This is a genomic window from Bacillus sp. CH_48 (assembly GCF_038008465.1).
Lineage (GTDB): Bacteria > Bacillota > Bacilli > Bacillales > Bacillaceae_G > Bacillus_A > Bacillus_A thuringiensis_S.
The window spans coordinates 2470739-2496561 of sequence record NZ_JBBOZF010000001.1 but is presented as its reverse complement, the minus strand read 5'-3'; the positions used below and the strand labels follow the sequence as shown (position 1 = coordinate 2496561).

Genomic DNA, 25823 nt, shown 5'->3' with positions numbered 1-25823 from the left:
AATTAAACTCCTGTTCAACTATTTTATATTACAATACACCTAGATGCAATTGCTGAGATTCCTCGCAATTATAAATAGCTTATTTTTCTACCTCACGAAAAGAAAAAAGACTCCGATTAAGCATACAAACTTAAACGAAGTCTGGCAAATTTTATTATTGTTTATTTTTACATAGATTGTGCATCTGTTTCGTCTACGTTAGTATGTACATCTAGCTCTCTATGCGCATTTTCTTGCATAAATGTTAACTCAAATACTTCTTTTAACTTACGGACAGGAATAATTTCGATTCCCTTTATAGTATACAAAAATGGTTGCATATTTTCAGCAGGAATAATGACTTTCTTAGCTCCCGCTTTTTTCGCAGCTTTTATTTTTGCGTACACGCCACCAATAGGCTTTACTTCTCCGTGTATACTTATTTCACCTGTCATCGCTACTTCATTATTTACATATGTGCGATGCACCGCAGAATATACACCTGTTGCCATAGCGATTCCTGCAGAAGGTCCATCAATTGGGATACCACCTGGAAAATTAATATGTATATCGTATCCTTCTGGCAACACATCTAAAGAACGAAGTACTGTTAATACATTATCAACAGAGCCTTTTGCCATACTTTTACGGCGAATCGATTTCGTTTGACTACCAATACTTTCTTCTTCTACAATTCCGGTAACATTTACCGACCCTTTATCTTTCGCCGGAATTGCTGTTACTTCAATTTCTAATAACGCACCTGTATTTGGTCCGTATACAGCAAGACCATTTACAAGACCAATCCTTGGAATCGGATAAATGTGCTTTTCGTATTTCGGTGTAAGCTGACTTGAGTGAACAACCCACTCTATATCTTCATCTTTAATGAAAGAACGTTCTTCATTTATCGCCATACCAGCAGAGATTTGCACGAGATTAATCGCTTCTCGTCCATTTCTTGCATACATCCCAATCATTTCAATACCATTTTCGCCTATTTGCATTTCTACTTTTTCCGCGGCATTTTTCGCTACTTTTTGAATTTCTTCCGTATCTAATTCACGGAAAAATACTTCTAAGCAACGTGACCGAATAGCAGGAGGAATTTCCTCTGGCGAACGTGTCGTTGCTCCAACTAAGCGAAAATCTGCCGGTAAGCCTTTTTGGAAAATATCATGTATATATGTTGGAATCATCGTATTTTCTTCACTATAGTACGCACTTTCTAAAAATACTTTTCGATCTTCTAACACCTTTAACATTTTGTTCATTTGAATCGGATGGAGTTCGCCAATCTCATCAATAAACAAAATACCACCATGCGCATCTGTTACAGCACCTTTTTTCGGTTGCGGAATACCTGCTTGTCCCATCGCCCCAGCACCTTGATAAATCGGATCATGCACCGAACCAATTAAAGGGTCTGCGATACCACGTTCATCAAACCGAGCTGTCGTCGCATCAAGTTCAATAAATGTTGCATTCGTACGAAATGGAGATTTAGGATTTCGTTTCGCTTCTTCTAATACAAGACGTGCTGCCGCTGTTTTCCCAACACCTGGCGGGCCATATATGATTACATGTTGCGGATTCGGACCACAAAGAGCCGCTTTTAACGACTTAATCCCGTCCTCTTGCCCTACAATATCTAAAAAGGTTGTAGGACGCACCTTTTCTGCTAGCGGCTCTGTTAAAGAAATCTCACGCATTTTACGAAGCTGTTCTAATTCTTTTTTCGATTCTCGATCAATTGAAACTTTTTGTGTTCGTTGATTTCGAAGTAAATGCCAGAAATATAATCCGACAATTACACCAAAAACAAGTTGAACAACTAAAAATATATTTGTCCAGCTCATTATTTATTTCCTCCCGCAATATTTTATCTCTTAGTATTTCCGCGGAGGAACGTAGCTAAACATAAAGAAAAACAGCAATTATAAAAATTGCTGTTTCCCTTTCGCATTATGCAGATGTTTTTGTATCAAGTACAGTACCGTCTTGTAACACCAATTTTGGCGGTTCATTATCAGCTACTGTTTCTTTTGTAAGAATACACTTCTCGATATCTTTACGAGATGGAAGTTCGAACATTACATCAAGCATTAAGCCTTCAATAATAGAACGAAGTCCACGAGCACCCGTTTTACGTTCAATTGCTTTTTTCGCAATTTCGATTAGTGCACCTTCTTCAAACTCTAACTCAACATCGTCAAGCTCCAATAGTTTTTGGAATTGCTTAACAAGTGCATTTTTCGGTTTCGTTAAAATATCAACAAGAGCATCTTCATCAAGTGGCTCTAGGTTCGCAATAACTGGAAGACGACCGATAAACTCTGGAATTAAACCAAATCTTAAAAGATCCTCTGGTAATACGTGAGATAAAACATGCTTCTCATTTACATCAGCATTTTTCTTCTCAGAACCAAATCCAATTACTTTCTCACCAAGGCGACGTTTAATAATCGGCTCAATGCCATCAAACGCTCCACCACAAATGAATAAGATGTTCGTTGTATCAATTTGAATGAACTCTTGGTGCGGATGCTTACGACCACCTTGAGGTGGAACGCTTGCTACAGTACCTTCTAAAATTTTCAGAAGTGCCTGCTGCACACCTTCACCAGATACATCACGTGTAATTGATGGATTTTCAGACTTACGTGCCACTTTATCAATCTCATCAATATAAATGATTCCTTTTTCCGCTTTCTCTACATCATAATCAGCTGCTTGAATTAATTTTAGTAAGATATTTTCTACATCTTCCCCAACATATCCAGCTTCTGTTAAAGATGTTGCGTCCGCGATTGCAAATGGAACATTTAAAATACGCGCTAACGTTTGTGCCAGTAATGTTTTACCACTACCTGTTGGCCCGATAAGTGCGATATTACTCTTCGCTAATTCTACATCATCAATTTTGCTGTTAGAATTAATGCGTTTGTAATGATTATATACCGCTACCGCTAGTGCTTTTTTCGCGCTATCTTGCCCGATGACATACTCATCTAAGATTTCACGAATTTCTACCGGTTTCGGTACATCTTTGAATTCTACTTCTTCGTCCTTCGCAAGCTCCTCTTGTACAATTTCAGTACAAAGTTCGATACACTCGTCACAAATGTAAACACCTGGACCTGCCACTAACTTTCGAACTTGCGTTTGTGTTTTACCACAGAAAGAACATTTTAATTGCCCTTTTTCATCATTAAATTTAAACATATTTTCACACCCCTTACAAAGTGCTAACCTCTTGCCTTCGTATGTACACGATAAATGTATCGTATGTAAATACATATTATGTCACTACGTGGCGAGAAATACAAATAATATGACTAGTTATGTACAAATAAAAAAATTTTAAAACTTTTGAAATATGTATATTCGACTTGTAAAGGAACATTTCCTTCTCCATCGAAAAGTTTTATAAATATATTTCTATATTTATAAAACAAGGCACGATTAAAATCGTGCCTTGTTATTTTATTATGCAGCGTTTTCTACTAAGAAGTCTACAGCTTTACGCACTTTAAGATCTTCAGCTAAAGCGTCTACACTTCCAAGAGCTTGCTTGATAGCGTCTACTGGCATACCGTACATTTCAGCCATTTTTTCAACTTCTGCAGTTACTTCTTCTTCAGTAACCTCGATGTTTTCAGCTTCAATGATAGCTTCAAGAACAAGATTGATTCTTACACGTTTTTGTGCATCTTCTTTCATTTGCTCTTTTAATTTGTCAGCGTCAGTACCTGTGAATTGGTAGTAAAGCTCAAGGTTCATACCTTGTTGGCTTAAACGTTGCTCGAATTCACGAACCATACGATCTAACTCAGTGTTGATCATAGCTTCTGGAATTTCGATTTCAGCGTTAGCAGCAGCTAATTCTACTACTTCGTCACGTACTTTGTGCTCAGCTTCGTGCTTTTTGCCTTCTTCTAAGTTTGTGCGAAGTTTTGCTTTTAATTCATCAAGAGTTGCAACCGCTTCGTCTGCTTCTTTAGCGAACTCGTCGTTTAACTCAGGAAGTTCTTTTGTTTTGATTTCGTGAATTGTTACTTTGAATGTTGCTGGTTTGCCAGCTAATTCAGCAGCATGGTACTCTTCTGGGAATGATACTTCAACGTCTTTAGACTCACCAGATTTAAGACCGATTACTTGCTCTTCGAAACCTGGGATGAATGTACCAGAACCGATTGCTAGAGAGTAGTTTTCGCCTTTTCCGCCTTCAAATGCTTCGCCATCAACGAAACCTTCGAAGTCGATTACAGCTGTATCACCGTTTTCAACAGTTCCTTCTTCTTTAACAACTAGTTCAGCTTGACGCTCTTGTAAAGATTTTAATTCGTTCTCTACATCTTCGTCAGTTACAGTTGTTTCAACTTTTTCTACTGCTAAACCTTTGTACTCACCTAATTTAACTTCAGGTTTCACTGTAACTTTTGCAGTGAAGATAAGGTTAGCATTTTTTTCGAACTTCTCGATGTCGATTTCAGGATGATCAACTGGGAAGATACCAGCTTCTTCAATCGCTTCACCGTATGCTTTTGGTAAAATGATATCTAAAGCATCTTGGTATAAAGATTCAATACCAAAGCGTTGTTCGAATAATGGACGAGGCATTTTTCCTTTACGGAAACCTGGTACGTTAATTGTTTTTACTACTTTTTTGAACGCAGCGTCGATAGAGTTGTTTACTTCTTTAGCATCAACTTCGATTGTTAAAACGCCAACGTTACCTTCTAATTTTTCCCATTTTGTAGACATTTATTCTTTCCCTCCAACTATAATAATGTATGCACATACCTCTATAGATTAAAATCTTCATTATCTCTTTTTTGAAATAACAAATACACAAATAACCCTCTAGCAAAAGCTTTCAGATATAATGTTCCAATCTACTAATTGCCCAGAAGACAACTACGGTATATTTTGTTCGAGAATAATATGAAACATATTAAGTAAGAGAATTGCACTTCTCTTCTCTTACAAACAGGCAGATTTCTGCCTTTTGCAACCCTTACATTATAACATAGAATATGCTCGTTTCAAGAACTGAACGATTCTTTTTCATAATTATACGGGCAAATATCCTTCTCTTTCAACACGTAATAACCATTGATAGGCAATATGAAACTCTTCCAATTCGATATTATATGCTGCCATAAGCTCTTCTTCATCAATAGCCAATCCGAAACGCTTTCTTCCAATTCTCTCTAAAACAGCTGACCAAATCTCTTCTTTATCCATTAATAGAGCGAATGGGAAAACGCTAATTTGCAACTCTTTCCAATATGTAACCATCGCTTCAAATATATCGGGATAATTTTGCTCTAATCGGCTTGATAATTTATGTATAATGTTATTGGATTGCTCCTCATTATGACCTGTAAATGCTGGAATCACCTTAATCGTATTTCCAAACTTTTCTACCTCTATTTCTTCTTCTACCTGACTTTCTATCATTTTATACAAAATAGAAGTTTTCAAATAGGGGTGCTGCTCTTCGTCTATTAAAAATTTCTTTAAAACAGGTAATGCAAGATCTAAATCTTTTAACGAAAGTCGCTGAATCGCTCTTAGCTTCTGTCCAAAGTTTTCTCCAAAAATTTCATTAGTAAACTCATCCAATTCAAAGTTTGAATCCACTAGCGATGCGTCTCCCTCATTTAGCATACCTTCTGCAAATAAAGCAAGCTGCGCTAATTTTTCCTTTTGATCAGGCATTATATCTTTCGTTTGTAAAACCTTTTCAACAGTTTCAATAACACCTTCATAATCATTTGTTTGAACTAAAATTGTTACGTACGTTTCAAGAATATCACCAAATAAGACAACTCCTGTTTTAAGCAACTGTTCACATTTATCTTTCGCTTCTTCCATACGTTTTAATTCGAGTAAACAAATAACTGAAGCTAATTCCGTTTGTTCCGTTTCCGCATTATACTGACGTAATATTTCAAAGCAACGCAATGCATCTTCGAATTTCCGCTCTTTCAGCGCTAAAAAACCTTCATCAATATAGCGCTCTGATAGTTGCGGAAACAATACGACCGTATTTTCTTTTTTATCCATACGTCCGCCTCTTTTTCTTGATTTTAATTATGCTCAAAGTAAATATATCAAATGCGTAATGAGAACACAACATCCCTAAATCATTTGTTTGAAATATAAAAATATTTAATTTTTATATTCCGATACGAGTAAATCTCTACTAAAAATTAAAATTGTACAAATAAAAATCCCCAGCAACAAGCGCAGAGGATTCATCATTAATGGAAAGCTTTTATAATTGTGGGGTATATTACAAGGGTAATAATTTGGAGAACAATAATTGCCATAACAATCATGCTAAAATAGAAGATTGGTTTACTTCGCTTCATTAAAAACATAATAATAAGCATCGTACAAGCAAACAAACTTAAGAAGAACAAACTTGTTGTCGAACTAAGTATACCACTTGGGACAAAGAACAATAACACTACACTACAAGTACCTATAATTCCAAATAACCATTCCATTCATTCACTCATTCCCTTTCCCTCTCATAGCTGTTTTCTCTAAGCAATCAAATGTTTCACAACATCGACTACATACGTTAATTTCTCATACGCTACAAATCCAAAAGCAACCGTTAAGCCCGTTACAACTAACCCTTTCATCATTTCTTCCTCCTCGTTTTATCGTTGTTATCTTCATTATAAAAGATTAGCAATTTCTTACCATCGAACTACCTTACAGTTACCTTACAGAATTGTAAGATTTCAAAAAGGGATTGAAAAACACCTCATATCGCTTGAGGTGCTTTCACGAAATTTCTCTATAATCACTTGCAAAATTAGCTTTTTTCTCTTGGTTACTTTTCGGCGAATCGACTCTTAGACTAATAGATTTACTAAATAATTTAGGATCAAAATAATTATGCGTTACTTTTCTTAACTTACCTTCAGATATTTTCGTATTACAAGAAAACAAAAAATGAAAATCATGTTAATATATTTTTGTACAATTAAGAATTTAATTTACAAGGGGGATTATATATGTTCAAAAAAGTAGCTGCTGATGTTTTAGGGTTAAGCGATGTAGGTTCTGTCATTACACCGAAAGATTACGATAAAGTTGATGCTGATGATTACGTGATGCACGAAGATGAAGAGAAAATTTATTTTCTAATTAAATCCAAATCAGATGAATATTGCTTCACAAACAAAGGATTACTCCACCTAGATGGTACAAGCGCAACAAGTAAAAAACGCACACTGCGCCGCTATAGCTATAGTAAATATCAAATTAAAAACGTAGCACTTGAAACTGCAGGAACGATTGATTTAGATATAGAAATTAAGTTTCAAATGGGAGATGAGCATTACTCAATTGATGTTCATAAAAAACATATTGAAGAATTAAAAGATTTATATAAGGCTTTACTTAAAATTGAAGAAATTTCATACGACAACGACATTACATTACAATATGCACATAAAAGTTTAGATATGGCATCTAATGCTTTCAGCCGTATTTCAAACGCACAAGTAAACTTAGCAGAGCAATTTAAAGAGATGAACGAGATTGCCTTTAACTGGCTTGTTGATACGAAGAAACAATACAATGTGAAAGATTATGGTTTTGTATTTGAGAAGTTTATTAATAACTAATTTAAAACAAAAAACCTTGTTATCAAAAGATAACAAGGTTTTTTTAGCGTCCCAGGAGAGATTCGAACTCCCGCTCCGCCCATTCCATACTATTTTATATATTTTGATCGCAGTCTTAATATATCTTCTCCTTCGCGAATGCCTGCCGATCCCTTCCTCACATTTTTTACGACAGTCCAATTCGGATTAGTTTCATCACCGATGTTCTGTACTGTAAAGTTGCCGTCACCATATTTCCGTTGACCTTCTGCCAATTTCTCCGTTAAATCATTCTCTTTTGTTCTCGCCATCTTTGCGCCATCTCCCTTTTTATACAACCTTCTTAAACTGTCCAACTAATCACACGTCCAGTCAATTGGAGATTCTCGTTTTCCGCTTCTATTAATTGTAACACACTATCAGGGATAAGTTCCGATAACGGCTACTCAATCACACTAGAATGGTAAAAACTTTTATAACATTGCAAGTGAACAATTAGGAGAATCTGGATATGGATTTGAGTTCTACCATAAGCCTATTGATTCTTTAAATTAAATATGAGGAACAGGGCGCATAAAGTGTAACTTTAATCAACCCTCACCAATCGGACTTTTACGGACAGCCCGACCCCACCTAACTTCTTTGCTTCCGCTGAATTTTGAGGTGGGGGTCTTACTGCCCGGCAAATAGCGGGATAAACGGCGCTCTTTTTATTTAAGAAAAAGAAGTACATATGCAACTGCTTAATATCGAAGGAAAGGTCGCAGATATTAAGAAGGAACTACACTTATAACCCAAACATCAATTTTTAGACAAACAAAAACCTTGTTATCAAAAGATAACAAGGTTTCTGTTAGCGTCCCAGGAGAGATTCGAACTCCCGACCGTACGCTTAGAAGGCGTATGCTCTATCCGGCTGAGCTACTGGGACATGGAGCGGGTGAAGAGAATCGAACTCTCGACCAGAGCTTGGAAGGCTCTTGTTTTACCACTAAACTACACCCGCATATGTTATTTTCTTTTCTTCGTTAGCGCCGTTGCCCTATCGACAATATTTATTATATGTATAACCATACATAAAGTCAACACCTTTTTTAAAAGAGGATAAATTTTATTATCCTCTTTTAAAAACTGCTTGTTCAACTAGTTGTCCGTCTAATGTTTCAAAACGAACTTCCATTTGATTTTCATCCATTTCTAATACAGCAAATGTCTTTTCTACACGCTGACGTGGTAATAAAATACTGCCTGGATTAATAAATAAAACGCCGTCGATTAATTCCGCACCTAATACGTGAGAATGTCCGAAGCATGCAACTTGCGCTCCTACTTCTTCCGCATGGTACGCTAGCGTTTGTAATGTCATTTTCACATTATGGCGATGTCCATGCACAACTAAGAAGCGAATTCCATTTACATCAGTTACAATTTCATCTTGAAAGTTAGCATAATCACAGTTTCCTTTTACAACACGGAAACCTTGCATTTCTTCATGAGCAGGCGTTAGCTCTGAATCACCGCAATGAATCATGATATCTACTTTCCCTTCATATTTCTCTTTCAACTGCTGTAATTCCTTCACAGAGCTATGACTATCGCTTACGATTAAAGCTTTCATCATACTCTCTCCCTTATTCTCCTAAAAACCATTCCGGGATTTTTTCTTCTAACTTACGAAGAGCACGACCACGGTGGCTAATAGCATTTTTCTCATCTGAACTTAATTCCGCCATTGCTTTTTTGTATTCTTCCACATAAAAGATCGGATCGTATCCAAAACCATTTTCTCCGCGGCGTTGTTCTAAAATAAATCCTTCACATGTCCCATTTACAATGACAGGCTTTTTATCACCTTCAGGGAAAGCAACTGCTAATGCACAATAGAAACGTGCTTTACGCTTTTCAAAGTCAATGCCATTTAATTCTTGTAACACTTTATCGATATTTGCTTGATCATTTTTCGGTTCACCAGCAAAACGCGCTGAATACACTCCTGGTTTTCCGTTTAAAGCATCTACAATAAGACCCGAATCATCCGCAATTACGATCGAATTCAGCTGTCTACTCAAACTATCCGCTTTTAAGATCGCATTTTCTTCAAATGTTTCACCTGTTTCTTCAACTTCTTCAATATGAGGAAAATCGTGTAATGATTTTACTTCTAAATCAAATCGCTCAAATAACTCAGCAAACTCACGTACTTTACCCATATTTTTTGTCGCTACAACAACTTGTTTCATACTTTCCACCTCTACTCTATATGAGATACGATGTCGCCTAAAGCTTCTTTTTGCATATCAATCAGTTGGAAAATGCCTTTTTCCGCAGCATCAAGTAGTTCATTTAACTGCGCTCTACTAAACGTCGCTTCTTCTCCAGTTCCTTGCACTTCAACAAATTGGCCTTTTCCAGTCATAATCACGTTCATATCAACGTCTGCTTTAGAATCTTCTGCATAGTTTAAATCTAAAACAACACCTTGCTCTTCAACAATCCCTACTGACGTTGCTGCTAAATAATCTTTTACTGGAATTTTAGATACTTTTTCTGCTTGTAATAACTTCTCAAAAGCTAGTACCATCGCTACATATGCACCTGTAATAGACGCTGTTCTCGTTCCACCATCTGCTTGGATAACATCACAGTCAATCCAAACTGTTCTCTCGCCAAGCGCTTCTAAATCAACTACCGCACGTAATGCTCGTCCAATTAGACGCTGAATTTCCATTGTACGTCCTGTTACTTTCCCTTTGCTTGACTCTCTAATTGTACGTTGTTCTGTTGCACGCGGAATCATCGCGTATTCAGCTGTTACCCAGCCCTTTCCTTCTCCACGCATAAACGGTGGTACACGCTCTTCAATTGTCGCTGAGCAAATCACCTTTGTATCCCCAACTTCAATTAATACAGATCCCTCTGGATGTTTTAAATAATTCGTATGAATATGTATATGGCGTAATTCTGTTTTCTCTCTACCATCTACTCGCATAAAAATAACCTCCTCTTAATTACTACTCGTTAGTATAGCCAATTTTAAATGTATGATATGTATACAATAAAAGAAGGAGAACCCAAAAAGCAATTCTCCTTTCTTACTTAAGTATATCAAATTATTCAAGATTAAAAACTACCTGTATTCACGTTTTCTGGACGATCTACAGGTTTTATTAACTTTCCGCCCTTTTCATCTATAAGATTTGCTTTTCCATTCACTTCAATAGAAACATTTTTCACACCTTTCTTTTCTGTTAAAGATAAAACTAACGACTTCAATACGTAATTTGAAATCATATTTTTATCTGGGTTTACAAATATATTTTCATTAAAGTTTAATGTAAGATTTCCGTCTTGTAATTTCGGATTCGTAATAAGCTTAACGCCTGGATTAAAATCATTCAGGAGCGATTGATGAATCGGACCTTTTACAAGCTCATCTATAATTGCTGCATAATCATTTTCTTTTCCTTCAGCAACGCGGCGCGTTACTGGTACGTAATATTGCTGTTTATTATTATTTTGCGCCATAAAATACAGTGTGACTGGTTTTGTATTTGTTACATCTGCTACTTGTTCATCATCGAAGTTAATACCATTTGCACGGCTCACTCCTTCACCAAGCGGTGTACCACCAACAGGCATCTTCGCCAATTTCTCACCATTTATTTGGAACTGCACTTGTTTTATCTCTGTAAATTGCGTCAACGTCCACGCTATAGATTCAACGATTTGCCGCTCTTCTTCTTTCGCATAGTTTTTCATTTCTTTAGAGAAATCAATAACTGCCGTCCCGTCCTTTTTCAAATCTAAGGTCATCGTTGTATTCGCCGGAATGACTGCACGAAACCCATTCGGTAATAAATTCGTTACTGGTCCATCTTTCACAAGGTATTCTAACGTTTGCTTCACAGTCTCATTTGCTTTCGGAGTAGGTATAGCTAATGTTTGTGGTACAACATAACCATTTTTATCAACAAGGTATAGTTCTCTATTTACCATTTGCCCTTGCTTATCTTTTTTAGCTACTTCTTTCTTCCCACCCTCTGTATACGTAACTTGTTTTGGCGGATCAATTTGTTCAGTTGCTTTCTCCTGATTTATAAAGCCACACCCTGTTAGTAAAACAGCGCTCACAGTAGCACCAACAACCCATTTAAAAGTGGATTTAGGCATGCCATTCCCCCCTAAAATCTAAGTTTGTACTATTATGTATACGAGCCGTTTCACATTTTAGAACAAGCTGTGCCTCTTATATAGTGAAACTTTAATCAGTGGGAGTTTTGTTCATCCCCCACATAACTTCTTTTCTTCCGCTGAATTTTGAGGTGGGGGTCTTACTGCCCGGAAAATAGCGGGATAAACAAAAACTCCTGATTTCTCAGGAGCTTACTTATATGAATTCTACTATTATTCTTTTTCTAAATGAATATGCTTCACATTTTCAATCGGTTGACCGAACCATTTTGATGCAATTTCTTTAAACAAGCCTATTTTTCCTGTTGTTAAGAAGAGATGATCGCTTTGTTCTTCTCCTTCATTCAACATTTTACTATGATATAAGATTGTACTTACTTCACGTGCTGTTTCATCACCAGAACTAATTAGTTGTACTTTATCTCCCATTACTTTTTTAATAACAGGTCCTAAAATCGGATAATGTGTACACCCTAATATAAGGGTATCAATATCGGTACTTTTCAGTGGTTGCAGCGTTTCTCTTACAACTTCGTACGCCATTTCACTTTCGAAATTCCCACTCTCTACAAGTTCAACGAAAGGTGGACAAGCTAAACTTTCTACCATAACACGGTTATTAATAGACTTTAACGCCTCTTCGTATGCACCACTTTTCACGGTTCCAATCGTTCCAATAATCCCAACATGATACGTGTTTGTCACTTTTAAAGCTGTACGTGATCCTGGGTGAATAACTCCTACTACTGGAATTGGTAATTGTTTTTGCATCTCTTCTAATACAACTGCAGTTGCTGTATTACACGCAATAACTAACATTTTAATATTTAAATCTAGTAAATGCTCCGTCATTTCCCACGTAAATTGACGCACTTCTTCTCGAGAACGTGGACCATAAGGACAACGTGCTGTATCTCCTAAATATATGATACGCTCTTTCGGCAACTGACGAATTAATTCCTTCGCTACTGTTAAACCGCCAACTCCTGAATCGATAACACCGATTGCTCTATTCAACTTCATCACCCGTTTTCTCATTCATCATCTTTTATGTTTATCATTATATTTTACACACTTTAAGTTCGCTCACTTCAAATGCTTCTGTATGAAAATTTTCATTTGCCCATGTATAGACTAGGACCTTTTTTATTTTGCTCCTTTTTTTCGTAATTTGCAAGACAGAAAAATAACCGACCTTCTATAAGAAAGTCGGTTTCTTCTATATAAGGTGCATATTCATTGCTCCATCTTTTTTTGAAAAGAAGACATTCCCATTAATAAGAAGAAATGAGCAGAAATTAAAATGACGAGCAAAATAAAATTCAATCGATAACTATTTGTAGATTCCATAATTTTGCTCGCTACAGCTGGTCCAAATGCCATACCGAAAAAGTTAATTAAATTATATAAACCAAGACCAACTCCAACTTTAGCTGGATTTAATGTTTTGGGTATAAATGTGTTTAATGATACTTGAATTGCCGAATAACTCATAAATGTTAAAATAACCGCAAATAAAATAAAGAGTAAGTTCCCATTCGGAATAATCCCTAAAATTAAAAAGCCCATGATCATAACTACAGACGCTACATACATCATCCTCACATTCCCAAACGAAGGAATAATCTTTCCGGTAATAACACTAGATACAATACCAAAGAGAGATGCAACAAACAATACAATTCCAATAACGAATGGAGACAATCCGTGTCCTCTTCCTAACAGTAATGGTAATAATAATAAACTAGCACATAACGCCACATTAATGATAAATCCGACCGCTATTAAACGAAGTAATGGTTTATTTGTAAACAACTCAATATCAATAAACGGCGACTCTGTTCTCTTCATATGAGCCCTGAATAAAAATAGGAAAGCAACAGATAACACAAAAAGCCAACTATTAATATTCACTCCTAATAAAATGGTCGTAATCAATACAAATAATAAAACTGCTCCAATGAAATCAAAGCGAAACACTTCATCGGTATGTTGCGCCTCTTCTGGCATAAATTTTACGAGCAAGAAAATACCAATCATTGAAATAACCATAAATAAAAATAAATACGGCCACCCTAACGTATTTGTAATTGCCCCACCAACTAAAGGTCCAATACCAACCGCTAATGCAATAGAAGAACTAATCATTGCTAACGCACCCGGTTTTTTAGCTGGAGCAACTAATTTTGCCACCGCAATCATACTGAGCGCAATAAACGCTGCTCCTCCGCTCGCCTGCACTAACCTTGCGAAAATGATAATCTCATAAGATTGATTCACAAACCCAACAATAGAACCAGCTACAAATATGATAATAGAAATAATTAATAGCCTTTTTACACTGTAACGATCAGCCAGTTTTCCATATATCATCGAACCAATACCGACAACTAAAGAATACCCCACTACAACCCAACTTACTTTCGATTGACTAATTGATAAATCATTGGCAATATCCTCTAGCGCTACATTAAATAACACAGCGTTCATCGGTCCTAACAAAACAATAAAACATAATGTAAAAACAAACCATTTCGAATGGTTACTTATATCTTTCCCCATGTGTAACACTCTCCTGATTGCAATTTTAAAATTGTCAAACTATAGATGAAAAATGAAGTTATTTAAATGTTGTATCACCACTAAACAACTTCATTAAATGTATAAAAGGTACTACCTTATCGCGCGATAAAGTGAAACTTTAACCAGCCCTCATCAATCGGACTTTTACGGGCAGTTGATCCCCCACCTAACTTCTTTGCTTCCGCTGAATTTTGAGGTGGGGGTCTTACTGCCCGGAAAATAGCGGGGTAAATTGAATTCGACACGAAACAAGAATGTTGTTCGATATTCATGGAACTATCATAGTTTCAGCATTACAGTTTGTCAACGAAAAATATACAAACTAAACTAATTTTGCCTTTTTAGTTTACTTGGTTCGAAATTTATTATACACTAATTTCGAATCCGATATGAGAAGGACTGGCATGATTATTCAAATTTGCATTTTTTAACTTAATAAAACGAAACGAATACAGAACTTTTATATAGAAGAGACATTATAGGAGGATTATGATGAAGAAAAAAATGTTAGTTGTATTAACAAGTGTAGAAAAATATCCAAATTTAAATAGGGCTACCGGACTTTGGCTTGGTGAAGCTGTACATTTCGTAAAAAAAGTAGAAGAAGCGGGTTACGAAGTCGATTATGTCAGCCCACAAGGTGGTTATACACCAATTGATCCACATAGTTTAGCAATGGCGGAGAGCGTCGATTGGGAATGGTATCAAAAGAAAGAGTTTATGAATCGCCTCGGTTCTACAATGAAACCGAGTGAAGTGAATCCAGAAGACTACGCTGTTATTTATTACGCAGGTGGTCACGGGGTTATTTGGGACTTCCCAGAAAATAAACAACTTCAAAATATTTGCCGCAACATTTATGAAAACGGCGGTATTGTTTCTTCCGTTTGTCATGGAGCTGCTGGTTTATTTCATATTACATTAAGTAATGGGGATCGTTTAATTAGCGGTAAGAAGGTAACAGGCTTTTCAAATGAAGAAGAAAAATTAGCTGAATTAGATCAATTCGTTCCATTTTTAACAGAAGATGAACTCATTAAAAATGGAGGACTTTACGAAAAAGCTGCACAGCCTTGGGAAGCTTTTGCTCTAGAAGATAATCGTGTTATCACTGGTCAAAACCCAGCTTCAGGTGGTCCAGTAGCCGAATTAGTATTAAAACAGTTGCAAAAATAATATGTACTAAAAAAAGCAGATCTCCCTCTATTAAGGGAGATCTGCTTTTTTACGAAATCATTTGCAAAATAGCAATAACTTCTTTTTCAATTTCAGAATCATCAATTGCATCTATATACTCTGGTTTAAAAAGTTGATACTTCTTCAATTGATAAAAATCAAGTATCGCTTTCTTTAACGTAATATCGTACTGAATACAAAAAGAATGATCTATAATACGTCTTAACATCACATCATCTTGCACCATAAATAATTGTGCGTTCATCTTATTAAAGTAGCCTTGTTCCATACCCGCTTCAAAAAACATTTGCAAATTATGATTACGATTTTGTTGTGCAGCGACTAATTGATCCGACAAATGCGGATATGCTTCTTTCAAATCTTGCAAAAAAACATCCGAAATATATGTCACACATTTTAAAGAATGGATAAATGTCTTTTGGAACCGTTCTGTAAATGACATACTTTCATCTTGATTATCCGCATCACCTTCGAGTAGATAGTTCATGAAATCCTCTACTACCGCCTCAATAATTTCATCTTTCGAAGAAAAACGTTTATATAAAGTAGCTTTACTAATATCCATATATTTCGCAATTTCATCTATTTTCAATTGGCTAAAACTCGCCTTTCTAATAACGGGCTTGATTTTATTAATATAAGTATTTGCACATGCGACTTTTCTCATTTAAAAGAGCCTCCCCTTTTGTCCATACAAAATAGTATAGCAAATTCACGATTAATTATAAATGAAGTCACTATACTCAATACATCTTTTTAGTTTAAGGGTTCATTTACACTATAGAAAAAATGCCCGCTACCTTTATGAGTAGCGAGCACCTTTTCTATAATTTATTTACAGCCCTTTTTATAGCCTTACCCATTTCCACACTAGACTGCGGGTTTTGTCCTGTAATTAAATGTCCATCTACTACCACATGTGACGTAAAATTGGGGGCTATATAAAACAAAGCTCCTTCTTCTTTCAACTTACTTTCTAACAAAAACGGAACGCGCTTTTCTAAATGTACAGCTTTTTCTTCATCGTTTGTATAACCCGTTATACGCTTACCGGCAACAAAAAACGAGCCATCCTTATTTTTCACACCGACTAAGGAGCTTACTCCGTGACAAACAGCCGCTACAATCCGGTTATTGTTATACATATTCTCAATCAAATTTGCTACATATGGATTACCTGGAAAATCTACAATCGCCCCGTGCCCACCACCAAATAAAACCGCATCATAGTCCGAAAAATGAACATTTGAAATCGGTCTCGTATTTTGCAATAAAGACGCAACGTGCTTGAATTCGCGAGGTATACCATTCGGAATAGACACTCTATCTATAGGTACTCTTCCGCCTTTTATCGACACAATATCAACATCAAACTTAGCCTTTTTAAATAAATGATAAGGAGCTGCAAGCTCTTCAAGCCACAAACCAGTCGGGTGTCCATTCATATCATGAGCACTTGTTGAAACTAACAGTATCCTTTTCAACATATCCCCTCCTTATTACCTATTTATGTATGTAATCTTCTTATCATTCATATAGCAAGTGAAACAAACAGAAAAATAGCCGACTCTTTATATAAAAGTCGGCTGCTTTCTTATAGTTCGAGCTCTCCCATACGAAGAAGCTCAACAACTGCTTGTGAACGTCCTTTAACCCCTAGCTTTTGCATTGCGTTTGAGATGTGGTTACGAACTGTCTTTTCACTTATAAAAAGTTCACCTGCAATTTCCTTCGTTGTTTTATCTTGAACCAGTAATTCAAATACTTCTCTTTCTCTCTTTGTGAGTAAAGGTTTAGATTGATACGCTTTTTCCTTCAACTGGTATAACCCTCCTTGCTTAAGCCAGAGCTGTGTATGTGTAAGTTGGGTGTTTATTTAGTCAAGATATTGTATGAACGAAATGTGCAGGTGGTGAATAAAAATGGGCTTTATTTCCCATGTTATTTTAGACTTTTATACATTGCGTACACTCTTTTTATCCACTTACTTTCCAACGCGCCATATTTGTTCTAGCAATATACTTACAACCGTACCTACAAATAAACCATTACCGAATATATATTGCATAACAGACGGCAAGGATTGGAGTGCTCCAGACGGTAAAAACATAACGCCACTTCCAAATAATACTGCCACTCCTAAAATCGTTACATTCCTTTCACTCATCGGCACTTGTTTTATATTATTAAATCCAATTCCAATTAATTGTACGAACGAAGCCATTAAAACAGCCGATGCGACAGCCGATGGTAAAGATGCTAAGTAACGAATAATACTTGGAAAAAGAGACATTACGACTAGTAACGCACATGCCATTAAGAACGATCGTATATATTTTTGTTTTGTTAAGCGTATAAATCCTGCCGTTGCTGGTAACGGAACGATACCTACAGTTGAAAATACGGAGGAAATGATATGGGAAATCCCTCCAACCCACGTACCATCCTTCAACTGTTTTTGTTCAATAGTTGCTTTATGAATGGTAGCTTGATTAATCGCTATAATAGCTGCCACTGTATTTGAAACTAAAATACATACCATAACGAAACTGGATACTGCCATACCAGTATTCCATTTTGGAAGTCCCCAAGCAAACATTTGTGGAAGTTGTACAAAATGAGTTACTTGAGATGGAACCGTCACTTTTCCTGCAATGAGAAAAATAATCCACCCGCTAATTAATCCTATTAAAACTGCATAACTTTTGATAAAACCTCTTCCAAAATTAGACAGTATAATAACGAACAAAAATATACTAAACGCAATTATCGCTGTAATTCCATCGATTTGAGAAATAGTAGCTGTAATTCCTAGCATTCCTTTTAAAAATACACCACTTAATTGTAAACATAATAAAAGTAAAAACGTCCCTGTCACAACTGGCGTAAATAAAAATAAAATACGTCCTATAAAACCAGTTACTCCTAATCCTATTAAAATAACACCGGAGATTATCATTCCTAACTCTAAAATTTGCAGTGTACTATGCAATTGATCTTGTCCGGCAGTTGCATAAGCAAGTACTGTAAATACACCAACCCAAGATCCAGCTGGTCCATCCGCAATTGGAAGTCTATGCCCAATCCATCCTTGTAAGAAAGAAGATATACCAACTACAAAAAACGTACGCTGCATTAAATAAAATATTTCTTCCGTCGTAAGATGAAATAATCCACCAACGACAATTGGTAGTGCGATTGAATTTGCTAATAGAAATATAAACCATTGCAAAGTTCCCATAATATGATTTTGGTTATGTTGATTGTCCAAAATGTCCATCCCTTCTAGATTTCCTATAAAAAATATATTGTAAGAATAAAAAAGAAGAGTTCTATATTCACAATTAGAACCCTCCCCAAGGTATTTAAACGATTCTTCTACACAAGATTATTTAATTCCAGCTCATTTAAGCTTCCAACAACAATATTTCCTTTATACACGACTAAACTTTTTTCTGTTTGGCGTGCTACCGCTTCAGCAGTGCATGTCGCATTTGTCAAAACAAAGCTCGCTTCATCCCCTACATTCGGCCATACCCGCTTCCCTTCATTATTTAACGTTTCTTTTCCTCCCGTAATAAAGCGAATTGCTTTTCCTAAAGACCTTTCGTCACTCCATCCAAAACGCTCTGCTAATCGATTTGCCTTTTGAAGCATATCACCTGTTCCAAACGGTGACCAATGATCTGTAATGCTATCATTTCCTAATGAAACTTTAACACCTTTTTTATCTAATAACGGAATTGGAATTACTTGTTTACCAATTGGTACTGTTGAAGTAATATCAATATTTACAGCTGCGAGTCTTTCTGCCACTTCTTCAGCCTCTTTATCAGTAACACCACCAAGTCCAAGTGCATGACTAATTGTTACACGCCCTCGCCACCCTGCTTCTTCTGTTAAACTTGCCAATCTCTTCATCGTAAACGTTCCAAGATTATTCTCATCGTGTAAATGAATATCAACATCCGCATTAAATTCTACTGCGATATCCATAATTGTATGTAATGATTTTTCAATATCATTATCCACTGTAGCTGGATCTACTCCTCCGACTAGATGAGCACCCATACGCATCGCATCTTTCACGAGTTGCACAGAATTACTGCGCAATAATCCATGTTGCGGAAACGCAACAATTCTACTAGACACTCGATTTTTATATGTTTCTAATGCCGCTAACGTCGCCTCCAAATTACCAAGTCCAATAATCGGATCAACATTACAATGCGTTCTAATATTCGTTGCACCATTTCGCAGTAGTAACTCTAGCATATTTTCCGCTCTATCTTGAGCAGTTGCTAATTGCTTTAGTAAAATTTTTTCTTCTTCATTAAAACGTGTAAAAATACTTTCTGCTGGCTTACAAGCTTTCCAGGGGCCACTATAATATGTTTTATCAATGTGAATGTGCATCTCTTCGAAAGCTGGCAACATCAATAAGTGCTTAGCATCAAGCATTACTATATCTTCTTCTTGAACAACCCCTTCTATAATTTTTTTAATTCGTCCATCTTCAATGAGTAAACTACATAATTCTGTTTCTGTTCGCGAAATTCTCTCTTCTTCATATGTATACCTTGATTCAAGCATTACATTAGTCAACCAATATACTGTCATCCCTATTTCCCCACCCTTTATTAAAAATCACCTCATAACTACAAGTTTAATATCCACTGAAAATTAAGACAATTAATATGATCGTCTCTCAAAAAAAATGTAATACAACCCCATAGTCTTCTCATAAATTTCCATATAGAATAAAAGTATGCAGTTTGATATAAAAAGGAGTTGATTGGAATATGTCAAAAAAGTTATGTAAATCCGAAACTGATAAAATGCTATTTGGTATATGTGGTGGTTTAGGAGAATATTTTGATATTAGCTCTACTCTTATTCGTATCATTTGGGTTATTGCTGTTTTATGTTTTGGGACAGGATTTTTAGTTTATTTCATTTGTTTATTACTTATGCCACGTTCGTACTAATGGTATCATTTCATATACTTAAGAAGAGCAAATCACCTATAGAATTCTATAGGTGATTTTTTCATGAAGAATATTTCATCGTTAAATGTAATACCGCCACTTCTTCTTCTTCATTTTTATAAACATGCTTCTTATTCGCTTCAAATTGGATGGAATCAAACTCATTTAATTCGTATACATCGCTTTCTACTTGAATCGATACTTTCCCTTTCATTACTGTTACAAGCTCAATCGCACCTTCATGATGAGCTTCTGGTTCATATATACTATTTGATCGTAAACAAGCACGGTGCATTTCCATCCCTGTTTCTTTCGTATAACGGAACATCGTTTCTAAATGCCACGCTTGTCCTTCATCTACTGCAAATCCTTCTCCACAGCGCGCAACAGCTACAGGTTCTCCAACAACCATCAATCTGGATAAAGGAATTGATAACCCTTTCGTTATTTTCCAAATGACAGCTAGCGTCGGATTTGTTTCCCCTCTTTCAATTTTTCCTAATGTTAATTTACTTACTCCTGTTTTATGAGCTAATTCTTCTAAACTTAATTTCTGTTCATTTCGAATTTGTCTCAATAACTGTCCAACTTGTTGAATGACTTCTTTCGTTTGTATATCTTCATTTTCTTTCATATATAAAACCACCTTAAAGTATAAAATAGTTTACTTTTATTTATTTAAAGTATATCATACTATACATAATTATTTATTTTCGAAAGGAGTGCTATACTTTATGCGCGCAATTTTATTAGGTCTTTTATCATCTGCCTTTTTTTCTGCAACCTTTATTATTAATAGAGCAATGAATGTATCTGGAACGAGCTGGGCTTGGACAGCTTCCTTCCGTTTTTTATTTGCTCTTCCTATTTTATTCCTTATCGTTTTATTTCGCAAAAACTTTAGGGGATTATGGGAAGAATTAAAAAAACATCCATTAGCATGGATCGGATGGGGTTCCGTTGCAGGTATTGGTTTTTATTCTTTATTAAGTTTCGCAGCTGTCTTTTCTCCAGCTTGGCTCGTTGCTGGAACTTGGCAAGTTACGATTTTAGCTGGTTTACTACTATCACCACTATTTTTCGTGAAAATAGAAACAAAATCAGGTACGAAACTTGTACGTGGAAAAATTCCACTTCGTAGCTTATATGTTGCATTATTTATTTTACTTGGTGTAATTTGTATGCAAGCAACTGCAGCAGGCCATATTACAATGACTCAGTTCATTTCAGGTTTTTTACCTGTCGTATTAGCCGCTTTCTTATATCCGTTCGGTAACCGAAAAATGATGGAACTTGTTGGCGGACGCCTTGATACGTTCCAACGTGTATTAGGAATGGCTATTGGAAGTCTTCCTATAACAATTTTGCTTGGTGTATATGGATTTTCTACTACTGGCATTCCAACATCCAGCCAAATGCTTCAAGGGCTTTTATTAGCATTATGTTCCGGCGTTATTGCAACGATGACATTTTTCTTTGCTACTGACTTAGCAAAAGATAACCTCGCCTTACTCGGGGCAGTTGAAGCAACACAAGCTGGAACGATGGTATTTACCGTGCTTGGCGAAATCATTTTCTTAAATGGTTCATTCCCTGGAGGACTTTCCCTCATTGGAATGATTATTATTATGTTAGGAATGGTTGCAAATAGTATTTTAAACCGTTCTGTTCCAGTCGTTAAACAGAAAAAATCAGCATAAAAAAAGGGTATGGTTCTATAGAGATGAACCATACCCTTTTTTATTGTCCCCCTATTTCGCCTTATCAGAATAGTACTTCATTGGCTGTTTATACTAAAACTTATGTTATAATACGTTTCATGCGCATTAATAGGAGGTAAATTATGTTAAAAAAAGCAATCGCTGAATTTATTGGTACATTTGTACTTGTATTATTCGGAACTGGAGTAGCTGTCACTGGCGGCGGAATTGAAGGAATTGGAACATTAGGAATCGCTATGGCTTTCGGTCTATCTATTGTAGCTATGGCATATAGCATCGGAACAATTTCTGGATGTCACATTAACCCAGCAGTATCAATAGCTATGTTCATCAACAAACGAATGAACGCTATGGAACTTTGTTATTATGTATTAGCTCAAATTTTAGGTGGCTTATTAGGAACTGCAACGTTAGTAACAATTTTAAAATCTGCTAAAACACCTTTAGATAATTTAGGACAAAATGGTTTCGGAACTCTTGGTTTATCTGGAGCATTTTTAGTTGAGTTCATTTTAACTTTCGTATTCATTTTAGTTATCGTCGCTGTAACAGGTAAAAAAGGCAGTTCTTCTTTAGCGGGACTAGTAATTGGTTTCACATTAGTTTTAATTCACTTATTAGGAATTCCGTTAACTGGAACATCTGTTAACCCAGCTCGTAGTATCGCACCAGCTTTATTTGTTGGTGGAGAAGCACTTTCTCAACTATGGGTATTCATCGTAGCACCAATTCTTGGTGGTATCTTCGCAGCTATCGTAGGTAAATTCATTTTAAATACTGAAAAATAGAATTTTCAATATTTCTGAATAAAAAAAAAGGCGAGCCCTCATTATGAGGAAGCTCGCTTTTTTATTCTTTCATTTTAGACTTTAAATTTGTAACTAATTGATCTACCGTTACATTTGCAAGTACGTTTTCCATCGCTTCTTGCGCTTGCATTAAAATAATTTCTAATACTGATTGAATATTAGCTCCTACTGGACATTCAATGTTGGGATTTTCATGGAAGGAAAATAGCTGTCCTTCTTCTACAACTTCCACTGCTTTATATACATCAAGTAATGTAATTTCTTCTAAATCTCGAGCAAGTGTCGTACCACCTTTACCAGCTTGTACATCAACAAGTCCTGCTCTCTTCAACATTCCTGTAATGCGACGAATCACAACTGGATTTGTATTCACACTACCGGCAATCCATTCAGAGGTACAGCGAGAGTTTCGATCTATCGCAAGTAATGTCAGCATATGAACACCTACTGTAAAACGACTACTAATCCCCATCTGCACACCCTCCTTTTTATTCATTCTATTAAAAGACAACTCTTATTATTATATACTATTTTTAATTTATACATAAAGAAAAAGCATGATTTCAATAGGAAATCATGCTTTTCTCTCATTATTGACGCTTTATAAATTTCGCTAAATCTTTAAATTTAACTTTATCTGAGTAATTCATTACGCCATTTACGTAAATGCGGCTTGTAACAGCATTTAATACCGCAATTGTCGCCAATAAGACCGCTAATGTTATCGTAATTTCTAGCATACCTGCTTCACCAGCTACAATACGTGAGAAGGTAACCATCGGTGTAAAAAATGGAACGTAAGAACTTACAACAACGATAGTACTATTCGGATCACTTAATGATTTAATACTAATGAAGAATGCAGCCATAATTAAAATCATTACCGGGAAAGATACAGCTTGTAAATCCTCCGTCTTAGACACGACAGCTCCAGCAGCAGCATACATCATCGCATATAGTAAATATCCCGTAATGAAATAAACAAGAAACATGCTGATAACCTTTGCATCTAATTTCGTAAAGTCAATTGGAATACCAAATAGTGAGGCACTTTCTAAATCAACCCAACCCAACAAATATGGAATAAGATAACCACACGCCAATATGACAAGTTGCAATAACGCCGTTGAAACAACCGCTAAAATTTTCGCATACATCATTGTAAGAGGCTTCACTTTCGGAAGCATTACTTCCATTACACGTGACGCCTTTTCAGATGCAATATTCATTGCGATTGTATTTCCGAACGCTACAATAAACATATATAAAGCAAATGTAAAGAAATAGGCAATTCCGAAAGAAGATGTACGATCTTTTATCGCTTCTTGCTTTACTTGAATTTCTGTTTGTAATTGCTGTGCAATTTCTGGTGAAACATTATTTTTGGCAATCGTCACCATCGTATATTGTTGCTTTAAATATCCTGCCATAATTGCGGAAGTTGCTTGGCTTGGAAATCCATTATACATATATGTAATCGATGGAGCCCCACCCTTTTCCGTCACATGGAATAGACCATCTAAATCGCCATCTTCTACTTGCTTATGCAGTTTATCAAAATCATCCTTTGAACCCAGTGTTATTTTTGCTGATGGCAATAGCTTATTTAGCTCATCTTTTTGTACTTTATATGTGGAACTCTCTACTACAACTGCAATTTTATCTTTATCCTTATTTTTATCATCGCCTGAAGTAAAATGATTAAATGCAAAAATCCCAAACACAACTAAAAATAAAATCGCACTCGTAATTAATGATTTTTTAGATAAAAACGCTTCCCTAAAATAAAATGAAAATACGTGAGAAAATTTACGCATCGTTATTTCGCCCTCTCTACAAAGATTTCGTTTAACGTCGGCTCTAACATTTTAAATTGTCGTAAGCTAACACCTTGCTCTTGCAACTGTTGCAAAATCTCGAGAGCTTCCGCATCGCCTTGTACTTTCACATAAAGAAGGCCTTGTTGTTTTTCATACGATACATGTATAGCTTCTAATCCCTTTTCATTCTCTACTGTATCTTCAATCGTTAAATTACGGAAACCGTATTCTTTCTTAATATCACTTAGCTGTCCTTTTACGACTGCTTCACCTTTTTTCAAAATACATACATGTTGGCAAAAAGCCTCTACTTGTTCCATACGATGACTTGATAAAATAATCGTCTTTCCGCTCTGTACTTGTTCTTCAATAATACTAGCTAACATCCCGGCATTAACTGGATCAAGGCCACTGAATGGTTCATCTAAAATGAGAAGTTCCGGATTATGAAGAAGAGCAGCAATTAATTGGATTTTTTGCTGATTCCCTTTTGAAAGCTCTCCAGCCGTTTTAAATTTATATTCTGGTATCGCTAAACGCTCTAACCAGTGATCAATAGCGTGATCTACTTCTTTCTTCGACATCCCTTCTAATCTACCAAAATATCGCAGCTGGTCTATTACTCTACTTTTTGTATATAAACCTCTTTCTTCTGGTAAATACCCAATTGTTACGCCACTATTCCCAAATGCTTTTCCATCCCACGTAATCGAACCTTCATTAGGCGTTAATAATCCGAGAAGCATTTTGATTGTTGTTGTTTTCCCTGCACCATTTCGTCCAAGTAACCCTAGTACTTCACCTTTTGGTAACGAAATTTGTAAACCGTTAACAGCTTTTGATTCCCCAAATTGTTTCGTTAAGTTTTGAATTTGTAAACTCAAAGTTTAAAGCCTCCCCT

At 35.9% G+C, this 25823-nt stretch carries 26 protein-coding genes and 2 tRNA genes; 5 read left to right on the top strand and 23 right to left on the bottom strand.

The features are described from left to right. Positions 1-167 precede the first annotated feature (167 nt). From lonB to N2V92_RS12510, 5 genes are all read right to left on the bottom strand, one after another. Positions 168-1838, bottom strand: coding sequence for an ATP-dependent protease LonB (gene lonB / locus N2V92_RS12530; protein ID WP_000119171.1), 1671 nt, complete (start codon positions 1836-1838; stop codon positions 168-170). Between the two features lie 106 nt (positions 1839-1944). Continuing rightward, the gene (gene clpX, locus N2V92_RS12525; protein ID WP_000472289.1) at positions 1945-3204 is read right to left on the bottom strand and encodes an ATP-dependent protease ATP-binding subunit ClpX; all 1260 of its coding nucleotides are present in this window, start codon (positions 3202-3204) and stop codon (positions 1945-1947) included. 264 nt (positions 3205-3468) lie between these two features. Beyond that, on the bottom strand, positions 3469-4746 hold the full coding sequence (tig, locus tag N2V92_RS12520) for a trigger factor (protein WP_000105215.1): 1278 nt from the start codon (positions 4744-4746) through the stop codon (positions 3469-3471). A gap of 309 nt (positions 4747-5055) precedes the next feature. Beyond that, positions 5056-6054, bottom strand: a complete 999-nt coding sequence (locus tag N2V92_RS12515) for a hypothetical protein (RefSeq protein ID WP_000358275.1) — start codon at positions 6052-6054, stop codon at positions 5056-5058. A 197-nt stretch (positions 6055-6251) separates the two neighbouring features. Next, positions 6252-6500, bottom strand: a complete 249-nt coding sequence (locus tag N2V92_RS12510; RefSeq protein ID WP_001983650.1) for a hypothetical protein — start codon at positions 6498-6500, stop codon at positions 6252-6254. A 519-nt stretch (positions 6501-7019) separates the two neighbouring features. On the opposite strand from N2V92_RS12510, the gene N2V92_RS12505 reads away from it, so the two are divergent. Further along, positions 7020-7634, top strand: coding sequence for a PH domain-containing protein (locus tag N2V92_RS12505; protein ID WP_000475202.1), 615 nt, complete (start codon positions 7020-7022; stop codon positions 7632-7634). Positions 7635-7723: 89 nt separating this feature from the next. Here N2V92_RS12505 and N2V92_RS12500 read toward each other — a convergent pair whose 3' ends face one another. The 9 genes from N2V92_RS12500 to N2V92_RS12460 all read right to left on the bottom strand — a co-directional run bounded on the left by N2V92_RS12500 (position 7724) and on the right by N2V92_RS12460 (position 14366). Beyond that, entirely contained in the window at positions 7724-7924 is a 201-nt protein-coding gene (locus tag N2V92_RS12500; RefSeq protein WP_000124591.1) for a hypothetical protein, read from the bottom strand. A gap of 546 nt (positions 7925-8470) precedes the next feature. Further along, positions 8471-8544: transfer RNA gene (locus N2V92_RS12495), tRNA-Arg, on the bottom strand. A 1-nt stretch (position 8545) separates the two neighbouring features. Then, a tRNA-Gly gene (locus tag N2V92_RS12490) sits at positions 8546-8619 on the bottom strand. A 108-nt stretch (positions 8620-8727) separates the two neighbouring features. Next, positions 8728-9231 (bottom strand): metallophosphoesterase, encoded by a 504-nt coding sequence (locus N2V92_RS12485; protein ID WP_000645510.1) that lies wholly within the window; start codon positions 9229-9231, stop codon positions 8728-8730. Between the two features lie 13 nt (positions 9232-9244). Continuing rightward, complete coding sequence (locus tag N2V92_RS12480) at positions 9245-9853, bottom strand: XTP/dITP diphosphatase (protein ID WP_000815946.1); 609 nt, start codon at positions 9851-9853, stop codon at positions 9245-9247. A gap of 11 nt (positions 9854-9864) precedes the next feature. After that, entirely contained in the window at positions 9865-10602 is a 738-nt protein-coding gene (gene rph / locus N2V92_RS12475) for a ribonuclease PH (RefSeq protein ID WP_001261763.1), read from the bottom strand. Positions 10603-10733: 131 nt separating this feature from the next. Further along, positions 10734-11783, bottom strand: coding sequence for a spore germination protein GerM (gene gerM, locus N2V92_RS12470; RefSeq protein ID WP_001126747.1), 1050 nt, complete (start codon positions 11781-11783; stop codon positions 10734-10736). Between the two features lie 234 nt (positions 11784-12017). Then, positions 12018-12827, bottom strand: coding sequence for a glutamate racemase (gene racE / locus N2V92_RS12465; RefSeq protein WP_000774005.1), 810 nt, complete (start codon positions 12825-12827; stop codon positions 12018-12020). Between the two features lie 213 nt (positions 12828-13040). Beyond that, positions 13041-14366: an MFS transporter gene (locus N2V92_RS12460; protein ID WP_000513862.1), complete on the bottom strand. Its 1326-nt coding sequence runs from the start codon at positions 14364-14366 to the stop codon at positions 13041-13043. 513 nt (positions 14367-14879) lie between these two features. On the opposite strand from N2V92_RS12460, the gene N2V92_RS12455 reads away from it, so the two are divergent. Beyond that, positions 14880-15563, top strand: a complete 684-nt coding sequence (locus N2V92_RS12455; RefSeq protein WP_000728521.1) for a type 1 glutamine amidotransferase domain-containing protein — start codon at positions 14880-14882, stop codon at positions 15561-15563. A 49-nt stretch (positions 15564-15612) separates the two neighbouring features. Here N2V92_RS12455 and N2V92_RS12450 read toward each other — a convergent pair whose 3' ends face one another. The 5 genes from N2V92_RS12450 to N2V92_RS12430 form a co-directional block, all read right to left on the bottom strand. Beyond that, positions 15613-16251, bottom strand: coding sequence for a TetR/AcrR family transcriptional regulator (locus tag N2V92_RS12450; protein WP_001233010.1), 639 nt, complete (start codon positions 16249-16251; stop codon positions 15613-15615). A 157-nt stretch (positions 16252-16408) separates the two neighbouring features. Then, positions 16409-17071, bottom strand: a complete 663-nt coding sequence (locus tag N2V92_RS12445) for a type 1 glutamine amidotransferase domain-containing protein (RefSeq protein ID WP_002082076.1) — start codon at positions 17069-17071, stop codon at positions 16409-16411. A 107-nt stretch (positions 17072-17178) separates the two neighbouring features. Beyond that, positions 17179-17403: a spore germination transcription factor GerE gene (gene gerE, locus N2V92_RS12440; protein WP_000659484.1), complete on the bottom strand. Its 225-nt coding sequence runs from the start codon at positions 17401-17403 to the stop codon at positions 17179-17181. A gap of 165 nt (positions 17404-17568) precedes the next feature. Further along, complete coding sequence (locus N2V92_RS12435; RefSeq protein ID WP_016077236.1) at positions 17569-18864, bottom strand: purine/pyrimidine permease; 1296 nt, start codon at positions 18862-18864, stop codon at positions 17569-17571. A 98-nt stretch (positions 18865-18962) separates the two neighbouring features. After that, entirely contained in the window at positions 18963-20204 is a 1242-nt protein-coding gene (locus N2V92_RS12430; protein WP_000219575.1) for an amidohydrolase family protein, read from the bottom strand. A 182-nt stretch (positions 20205-20386) separates the two neighbouring features. On the opposite strand from N2V92_RS12430, the gene N2V92_RS12425 reads away from it, so the two are divergent. Further along, on the top strand, positions 20387-20572 hold the full coding sequence (locus N2V92_RS12425) for a PspC domain-containing protein (protein WP_000038411.1): 186 nt from the start codon (positions 20387-20389) through the stop codon (positions 20570-20572). 61 nt (positions 20573-20633) lie between these two features. Here N2V92_RS12425 and N2V92_RS12420 read toward each other — a convergent pair whose 3' ends face one another. After that, positions 20634-21206 (bottom strand): helix-turn-helix domain-containing protein, encoded by a 573-nt coding sequence (locus N2V92_RS12420; RefSeq protein ID WP_000661915.1) that lies wholly within the window; start codon positions 21204-21206, stop codon positions 20634-20636. A 100-nt stretch (positions 21207-21306) separates the two neighbouring features. Between N2V92_RS12420 and N2V92_RS12415 the strand changes: the two genes are divergently transcribed. Continuing rightward, positions 21307-22272: a DMT family transporter gene (locus tag N2V92_RS12415; RefSeq protein WP_001201632.1), complete on the top strand. Its 966-nt coding sequence runs from the start codon at positions 21307-21309 to the stop codon at positions 22270-22272. A 143-nt stretch (positions 22273-22415) separates the two neighbouring features. Beyond that, the gene (locus tag N2V92_RS12410; protein WP_000913211.1) at positions 22416-23081 is read left to right on the top strand and encodes an aquaporin; all 666 of its coding nucleotides are present in this window, start codon (positions 22416-22418) and stop codon (positions 23079-23081) included. Positions 23082-23142: 61 nt separating this feature from the next. Here the strand turns inward: N2V92_RS12410 and N2V92_RS12405 are convergent, their stop codons facing one another. The 3 genes from N2V92_RS12405 to N2V92_RS12395 form a co-directional block, all read right to left on the bottom strand. Further along, positions 23143-23574: an Rrf2 family transcriptional regulator gene (locus tag N2V92_RS12405; RefSeq protein WP_000512998.1), complete on the bottom strand. Its 432-nt coding sequence runs from the start codon at positions 23572-23574 to the stop codon at positions 23143-23145. Between the two features lie 118 nt (positions 23575-23692). Continuing rightward, positions 23693-24919 (bottom strand): ABC transporter permease, encoded by a 1227-nt coding sequence (locus N2V92_RS12400; protein WP_001224985.1) that lies wholly within the window; start codon positions 24917-24919, stop codon positions 23693-23695. Between the two features lie 2 nt (positions 24920-24921). Further along, entirely contained in the window at positions 24922-25806 is an 885-nt protein-coding gene (locus N2V92_RS12395) for an ABC transporter ATP-binding protein (protein WP_000058118.1), read from the bottom strand. Positions 25807-25823 lie beyond the last annotated feature (17 nt).